The organism is Arthrobacter antibioticus (assembly GCF_030063205.1).
Lineage (GTDB): Bacteria > Actinomycetota > Actinomycetes > Actinomycetales > Micrococcaceae > Specibacter.
Window position 1 is genome coordinate 23058 of sequence record NZ_JASISQ010000012.1, and the last position, 7851, is coordinate 30908.

A 7851-nucleotide genomic window follows, 5' to 3' on the forward strand; every position below is an offset into this window, starting at 1 on the left:
GAGAGCTTACCTGCTGTGGCCAGGTCCACGGTCCTGGCGCGGTGCCGGATCGTCCTCTGGCCGGGATTGTTCGCGGCGGGCGTCTTCCTCGGCCCGGCGGGCCCGAATGTTATCCATGGCTTCCTTGACCGCTTCGGTGCTCTCTTGCTTACCCATGTCGTTCTGGCCGGTGGGGCGTCGGTTCGCGCGCACCTTTCGAGCTAGGGCGGCTGCTCTTTCGGTGCGTTCCTGGGCCGGGCTCAGCTGCGCCCCCGTCTCGGTGCCGCGTGCTTGGCGCAGCTGGTCCACAACCTGTTCGGCCGGGGTGGGTGTTTCCTTCACCAAGGCTTCGACATGGGCGGCTTCGGCCATCAACTCGGCGTCGTCTGCATCTAGGGGTTCCTTGCGGGTTTGGGCGCTGTACTTGTGCATGGCAGTGATTCGGGCAGCCAATTGGGCGCCGATCCCCTTGCCTTGGTGGTTGGCGGGAATGGGTGCGAGCTCGTTGACCGGGATCCTGTAGCTGTCCCGGTAAGTGGATATCTCCACAGCGAGCTCACGCCACTGCTGCTGGTGCTCGGTCTCCGAAGGAACCGGGCCTAGGGTTGTGGCCCACGCCGGTGGCTCAGCTGCGAGCTGGGCGCCGAGCCTTGTTGCTTCGGCGGCCATCAGCTCACGCCGGGCCTGGAGTTCCTGACGCCACAGCGCGGGCGTGTCCGGGTGGGTCAGAACATCATTAGGGGCCATCCAGGCTGGCAATCCGTCGGTGGCTGGCGCCGTGGCCACCGGTGTTGGCAGGTGCCGACGGAGTTCCATTTCGGTGCGGATCCGCTGGTGGATCTGTGCCGCTGCCTGGAGGCGGGGCGCGTTCCCTTCCCTCCGGTAGTTGGACACGGCGCCACGCTGGTAGGCCTCATCGGCCCGGGCCTCGGGGTTCATCAAATCGCGTACCGCCTTTTCCTTGTTCAAGGAGGCAGACAGCCAGCGGGCCTTGGCTAGGGCGGCAGGATCGTTGAGGGTCATGTCAGTGCGGGTTTTCTGATCCGCGGCACCAGCCCTGGTGTTGAGCTCGTCGTCGCTGAGGTGCCCATGGAGGCGTTGTTGCCAGGGCGTCTCCTTGCTCTCTGAACGCCAGCCGCGTGTCAGCGCTGTCCGAGACGGCACCTCGGTATCAGTTCCCCGTGTGGTGTCGGCTTTGGCTCGCATCAGCTCCCCGGCGGCGCGTCGTTCCAGCCTGTCCAGGGCCGTGTCACTGACTGCTTCGAGGGGGCGGGGCTGTTGCTGTCCGGCTTGGGCGCGCCAGTGCTCGAGGCGGTTCTCTATCCGCCAGGCCATGACGGCGTTTTCATCATCGGCCGTGCCGAGCTCGCGTTCAGCGAAAGATTCGGTGAGCAGGTTCGCCAGGTTGAACCCTTCGGATTCAGCGGCCCGTAGGTGGGTGGCCATAGCTCCCCACGCATCGGAGGCCGTGTACTTGCCGGCTACTCCTTCTCCCAGGACACGGGCGGCGAAGTTGGCCATGCGTAGTTCGTTCGCCTGGGCGTCAATGTCTTGGTAGACCTCGGACATTTCCGGAAGGGAACGGGTCTGGGCGCGGGCGGCGTCCATCTGTTCGTGCGCGGTGAGGTTTCCGTCATGATTGGCGGCGACGGCCGTCAGTACATCCGCCAGGGTTTCCCCCTCCCCCACTACCCCATAGAGGCGGTTTGATTCGCGCCCCCGGGAAGCCGCCACATAGGCCAGGGCACGCGAGAGAGACGAAGTAATCAGTGCGTGCACGGTGTCGCAGGTCATGCCCTGGGTGCGGTGGATGGTCGCGGCGTAGCCGAGCATCGCTTTCTGACGGACGTACTGAGCGGGCAGGGTGATCATCCCGCCGTGCTGGTCGTGGCGGACACTCAAAGAGCCGTCGTCGTGGGCCTCGCGGACATGCCAGACATCGTTGTTTTTGACGAAGTCTTTCCCACGGTTCACACTCAACCGTCGGTTGTTTTTCCGTGTCACAATGACATCACCGGAGCGGGCGCTCAGCCCGTCACGCAGCGTCGCGGAAGGACCGTGCGCGTCCAGCTCGCCGGTGGCGATCCGATAGGTCTGGGCGCGGGCATTCAGTTCGGTGACGGTGGCATTGTCAAAGGCCATCATGACCGAATGCTTGCCAGCATTGGTGTCTTCCTGCCAGGCAGTGAACACCTGTGAAGTCATGGTTTCGGCGTCGCCGCCGACTACGCGCCGGTTCTCCCGGTAGAAGGACCACGGGTCATCCTCACCGGCCGCCGGCGGTTCCCGCAACGCCAGGGTTGCTGCCGCTTCGGCTTCGTTCGGGGTTCCATCGGGGTTGCGGAAGCGGTGCAAATCTTCTAGGTGAACGGCACCGACGGCGTTCTTCAACAACCGCAGCGCACCACCTGAACCGACAGCAGAGAGCTGCTGATCATCGCCCAGGGCGCGGACCACGGCCCCATATTGGTCAGCGATCGTCACGGCCGCAGCAAACAATCCGGTACCCACCATGCCAGCCTCATCGATGATGATGACATCGCCCGGTTTCGGGATAACACGCCGCGGATCCTCCACCTGGTGACTCAGAACGAAGGAGTCGATCGTGGTGGCCTTGGCGCCCAATTCGGTACCCATGACGGCGGCGGCCACGGCCGTCGGCGCGAGGCCAATCACCTGCCCGCCGGCTTCACGGACGGTATCGGCGGCCAACCGCAGAGCCGTCGTTTTACCGGCCCCGGCTGGGCCGACACCAACCAGCAATAGACGGTCGCTGCATGCAAATTCTTTCGCCATGCGCAGCTGTCCAGCATCAAATGTTTTGCTCTGTTGAGTCAGTGCGACATCGAAGGAATCGACGGTGGCCGCCGGGATAACAACTCGCTGCGCGGCCGTGAGTAGACGGTCTTCACTGTGCAGGATCCCGGAGGACGTGTAGAGATTGCAGTGGGGCCGGCCGTACTTACTTGTCCCGTTCGCCAGGAGAAGCGCGTCAACGTTCGGAGTTGGCGCGTCTGGGGTGATGCGCAGTGAGAACTGGTCGATAGCACGGGCCTTGACCTGTTCCAGGAGGGCCGGCGGGATGGGCATTTCACCCAGGCGTGACCCGAGTCGGCGCAACGCTTCGGCCTCGATGTGGTGTTCTCCCCAGACTCCACGTGAGCGCTCAAGTCGTTCAATGATGCCCTGGGCTTCCACGGCTGGATCGAGCTCGTCGGCGTGCGCGACCATCCACGGCGTAGCCTCTTTGCTGTCCAGCTCGCGCGCATCATGTCGATGTGCACGCGCCTGTTCAAGGGCGTCCGGACCAACCGTAACACCATCAATACCGCCCAGGTCTTGGGTCCATTCATCAACCAGGACGGACAACTGCCGGGCTTCCTTTTTGGCGGGGCGGGTGTCCAAGGTTGCTTGCTGTGCCAGGGCAATCAGTTGCTTCTTATTGGGGGCGTAACCGTGCTTATCGATGAACTCCTCGGTGAGTTCATCGAGGACGGGTTTGATCGCTTCGCGGCGTGAGGAGGCCGCATCGATGGCGGCAATATCCACCCCCGCAATTTCGATCACGGGGCGGTCTCCGTTTACTTTTCGTTCAATCAATCCCACACCTAGCCGGGCGCTGATCTTCTCCATGACCAACCGGTTGTACATCTCAGAGGCGGCAACGTTGAACTGGTACAACAGCCGTCCATCCAGGCTTGACCACTTACCGTCAGCGCCACGAACCTTGTTGGAGACCACCACATGTTCGTGCAGCTGGGGATCTCCGTTGCGGGAGTCATAGTGTCGGAACTTGGTGTAGATCAGGCCGCCATCCACATCCTCCTGACGGACGCCGTTGCGGCCACGCCGGGTGAAGGTGGCTTCCTTTTCGAGGTAGCCCATGGTTTCCTCGATAGCTTCATTGTGTGCTGTCTCGATCTGGCTGCGGGCCTCTTCGCCGCCGATCGCCCACAAAACTGAGGCGGATTTGGCGGGCGCGAAAACGAGATCATAACCGGCCACTGCCTGCGATCCTGGCTTGGTCTGGGCGGTGACGAAGCGACCCAGCTCTTCCTTATCAGAGGCATTGCGGCCGTTGAGTTCGCGGAAGTACTTCGCACCTTCCTTCATACGAATCAAACGCCGGTTGTCGGCGTCAGGGTCTTTATGGTTTATGCGCTTGTAGTCGGTCATAGCCGTCTCGATGCGCGATCCAAGCTCCTTGTCCTTCTGCGAATAGCGTGGGTACCGCGCCCCCAGAAGGACATCTGCGGACGGGTCCTCAGCCTTCATAGCTTCGGCGTCAGGATGTAAACCCATCCCATACAGCGCCGCCATCTGCGCCTCGGTGACATCACCCGAAACACCCAGATGAGCGATCCCTCCCCCGGCCCATTGGCCCGGAGGGTTGCCGTCCACGGTGTAATAATCACCGAGTTCACGGTCCCCCGCGCGCAGCTCATCAGCACTGGCGACTTCACGTGTGTAATACGTGTATCCGTCGCCAGCACTGAGCTTGTGCACGGTCATCATGAGACTCAGCATACCGCCCAACCACCTCACTTATCGATGATGCATGAGGTGTGACAGATAGTATTGGTTTTTGGGTGTTGGAATCGGTGGATGTGACGGAGGAGCAAACTCGATGGAAGCGCGCAAAAAACGATAGGATTGGGCCATCAAGTTCTTGATGCGGTTCTGCACATGAGAATGGGCGGTGGGTAACATGCTTTTCGTTATCCACGGTCCGTTCGATTGTGTAGAACCGTCGGCCCGAGCTATCCACGGGTGGGCAGCGGAGAGACTCCTTTTCTCTCGGAGCTGTCCACGTGTGGATAACTCGGGCCTAACCAGCCCGAGCGCCAGCGAGGACCTTCTTTTGCGGCGGAGCCGCTCCCCCACCGGGGGGTCCGTGCTAGCCGTTAGGTTCTCATTCCGTACGAAACTCAAGGAGTCAAGAATGGCAGCACCACGGAAATCATCGGTACAGCTCGCGGCACGGGAAAAGGCGCTACTTAAGGCCCAGGCCATGACTGAGCGGCACGAGAAGCTAATCGGCCAGGCCGTGGAATTCTTCGTTAACCAGGACCAAGCCGATCAAGTCCTCCGAGATGCACAGACCAAAGTGGAGGCCATCCTTGCCCAGGCCGAACGTGACGCCGAAGGTGCCCGGCTGGATGCGGCGAGGATGGTTCAGGAAATGTTGGACACGGGTGAAAGTAAGTCCTCCGTGGCGGCCCGGCTGGGACTCAGCGGGGCAGAGCTAAAGCGGCTGACCGATACCCTAGTGTCCCCCGCTGCCCTAGAGGCTGTTGGCGACTCCCCTACACCGGACCAGGAAGAAACACCGGCTACTTAGAAGAGTGTGGGAGCGTCCGGGTCGGTGCCAGCGAGAAGTGCAGAAATTCGTTCCGGACGAGTCCACCCATGGTCACGGACTTCATCACGCAGCGCACGGGATCGGGCAGCGAAGTGTTCGCGGGCCAGGCCGCGCCAGGCAAATCCTGTGCCGTTGGTGTCGCGTCCTTTCCGGCGCCGGTCAAGCATGTTCTCCCTCGTGGATCCCTCCACTAGGTGTGTGTCTGGGCCGGACGTGGCACGGACACAAATGGGCACGTCGCACTCGTGCATCAGTATCCCGAAACCGTCCATCGGACGACCTGTTGCCAAATGAAACGCGTAGCGGTGGGGACGCACCGCCACGGTGCTTCTATTGGCGTTAAGCGTGTATCTCCCGTAGCCATCGTCAGAAACGGCCGCGCTCCACAGCCAATGCGCGTCCGAGCCCGGACCTTTGATGACCTTGGCCCAAAAACGCTCCTCCGGGGTCATGGTCAGTCGAGCTTCTTCTGGAACGTCACCAGCAAAATAGCGGAGGCAACATATTGGGTCACCAACACATCATCGTGACCAACCATGCCCCTAGACATGCGCTCAGTGCTGGTTACGGGGGTGACCGTATGGGAGGCCGACTCGGCGCTCCACAGTTGGTCTCCACTTGCCTCGAATACTTGTTGGATGCCGCGCACGTTTTCATCGATCCGACTTGCGAGCTGGCCGATGGCGGCTGCAACGGTCGGCTTCGGATCACTGACGGCATAGACGGTTTCCATGGTGCTCATCGTTGCTTCCTTCTTCTTGAGAGTCGTGGTTTCGGGATCCCGTACGTGCTAGCGAAAGTCACCAGCACCCACCAAATGACGAACCCAGTTATCAGGCAGATAAGCCCGCCCAGGAACAGCTTTATGTCCATGCGGATGACTGCCCCGCCCATTGCGTACAGGGAGACTCCGGCGAAGAAAATGCCCATGCCCCAACCACAGAGGGCGATGACTAGGCCAATCAATGTGTTCATGCCAGCTGCCCTCGTTCGACCTTGGATAGGGCCCGTGAAACTGACATGCGGCTGACGTCGAGGGCGGCGGCAATCTGGCTGTGGTTCTGGCCTGCGTCGCGGAGCCGAACAGCGGCGTCGAACTTTTCTGGCGTGATCACGCTCGGCCGTCCCCCGACTCTGCCTTGGGCGCGGGCGTGAGCTAGCCCGGCCCTGGTGTTCTCTCGAATGGTGTCGATGCGCAGCTGCGCGAAGACGGCAACAATGCCGTACATGGCTTTGCCCATCGGCGTTGTCGTGTCGATGTCCGGTTCAGTCAAGGAGCGGACATCGATCCCCCGCTCCCCCAAATCAAGGAGTAACTGGAACAGGTGCCAGGATCCGCTCAATCGGTCCAGCCGGTGAACTAGGAGGACATCGCCCTGCCGCAAGTAGTCCTGGCAGGCAACCCATTGCGGACGGTTCCGGGTCGTACTCGATTCCCCGTGATCGACGAAGACCTTTTCGGCGCCCGCGTCGCGGAGCTGCTGCACCTGATATTCCGGGTTCTGCTCCCCCGTGGAAACTCTTGCGTATGCGATGGTGGCCATTGCTTTCTCCCTTCCGCCCACAAACCTACTAGCCGCGTTCCGAACGCCTGCCGGTTTCGTGCGCAGGTTCTGAGCACCAATTATCGGGCGTGTCGCCAGCGGTCGTCGGCATGCCCGTATACGTCCGTTATTGGGCGGCCGCATGTGGACAGGCTACGGGTTTAGCGTTCGCGGTAGCCCTGGCGGGAAATGGCGTTCTGCGCCTTTGTCAGGCTCTCCCCCAACAGATCAGCGAGAATGGCAGCCTCGTATAAATGCTTACCGGCCAAGGCGATGGAACCTGCCGGGTCGCTGCCGTCATCTTCGTATACGTCATACTCGTTCAGGGATCGCTCCAAGCCTTTAGCGAGCTGCCGCAGCGTTTGGGCGAGCATGGGACCGATGGCACCTTTCAGATTGCCCAGCACTCCGTAGACGGTGGGTGCCGGGTGGGTTTGGCTCATGTGGCAGATGGCGCGGATGGCTTCGTAGGCGTCATCTGCCTTCTGGATGACTTCGGGTGTTTCCTGGTCCATGGTTACTCCTTGATAGCTCGTGATGGTGGGCACTGCGCTGGTGTGATGTTGAACGGAAGAACGGGCTGAATGGTGAGCACGATGTCATCTTCGTCTACTGCACCGACATGGGCGATTGCCTCGGTGATGATGTGCGCGTCTGCCAAGTGTTTTACCTGGCTGATCGCGCCGGGAACTTCCACGCATTGCAGGGACCACCAGGGGCCGCTCTCTTCTGCTGTCACTGTGTACCGTGTCATCACGCCACCTTTCTAACAGTGTCTAGAACAATCGCTATTCGGGTCGCTTCGCGCCGGTGTTACTGGCGCTCCTTTCCTTTCCGCTATGGATTGCTCTTGTTGCCTTTCAGGAATTGTAGAAACTTTGTTTTGTCTAGTTGCTGGGGCTGGGGCACCGGTTGCTGAGGTGTCCCCTGGTCGTGGAGGATGCGCTCAATTTCAGCCTTGCAGCT

The 7851-nt window shown here is 61.2% G+C and carries 8 protein-coding genes; 1 reads left to right on the forward strand and 7 read right to left on the reverse strand.

Translation table 11 applies throughout. The features are described from left to right. Nucleotides 1–6 precede the first annotated feature (6 nt). Nucleotides 7–4494 (reverse strand): MobF family relaxase, encoded by a 4488-nt coding sequence (gene mobF, locus QMG40_RS17085; RefSeq protein ID WP_283532342.1) that lies wholly within the window; start codon nucleotides 4492–4494, stop codon nucleotides 7–9. A gap of 427 nt (nucleotides 4495–4921) precedes the next feature. Here mobF and QMG40_RS17090 point away from each other — a divergent pair, with 427 nt between their 5' ends. Further along, a complete protein-coding gene (locus QMG40_RS17090; protein WP_283532343.1) occupies nucleotides 4922–5320 on the forward strand; it encodes a hypothetical protein in 399 nt (132 codons plus the stop codon). Here QMG40_RS17090 and QMG40_RS17095 read toward each other — a convergent pair. The 6 genes from QMG40_RS17095 to QMG40_RS17120 all read right to left on the reverse strand — a co-directional run bounded on the left by QMG40_RS17095 (nucleotide 5317) and on the right by QMG40_RS17120 (nucleotide 7639). After that, complete coding sequence (locus QMG40_RS17095; protein ID WP_283532344.1) at nucleotides 5317–5793, reverse strand: hypothetical protein; 477 nt, start codon at nucleotides 5791–5793, stop codon at nucleotides 5317–5319. The two genes, QMG40_RS17090 and QMG40_RS17095, sit on opposite strands and share 4 nt — an antisense overlap. Nucleotides 5794–5795: 2 nt before the next feature. Continuing rightward, complete coding sequence (locus QMG40_RS17100; RefSeq protein ID WP_283532345.1) at nucleotides 5796–6083, reverse strand: hypothetical protein; 288 nt, start codon at nucleotides 6081–6083, stop codon at nucleotides 5796–5798. Continuing rightward, nucleotides 6080–6316, reverse strand: coding sequence for a hypothetical protein (locus QMG40_RS17105; protein ID WP_283532346.1), 237 nt, complete (start codon nucleotides 6314–6316; stop codon nucleotides 6080–6082). Before QMG40_RS17105 ends, QMG40_RS17100 begins: the two co-directional genes overlap by 4 nt. Next, nucleotides 6313–6885, reverse strand: a complete 573-nt coding sequence (locus QMG40_RS17110) for a recombinase family protein (RefSeq protein WP_283532347.1) — start codon at nucleotides 6883–6885, stop codon at nucleotides 6313–6315. Before QMG40_RS17110 ends, QMG40_RS17105 begins: the two co-directional genes overlap by 4 nt. A gap of 161 nt (nucleotides 6886–7046) precedes the next feature. Then, nucleotides 7047–7400, reverse strand: a complete 354-nt coding sequence (locus tag QMG40_RS17115; protein WP_283532348.1) for a hypothetical protein — start codon at nucleotides 7398–7400, stop codon at nucleotides 7047–7049. Between the two features lie 2 nt (nucleotides 7401–7402). Continuing rightward, entirely contained in the window at nucleotides 7403–7639 is a 237-nt protein-coding gene (locus QMG40_RS17120; RefSeq protein ID WP_283532350.1) for a hypothetical protein, read from the reverse strand. Nucleotides 7640–7851: the final 212 nt, after the last annotated feature.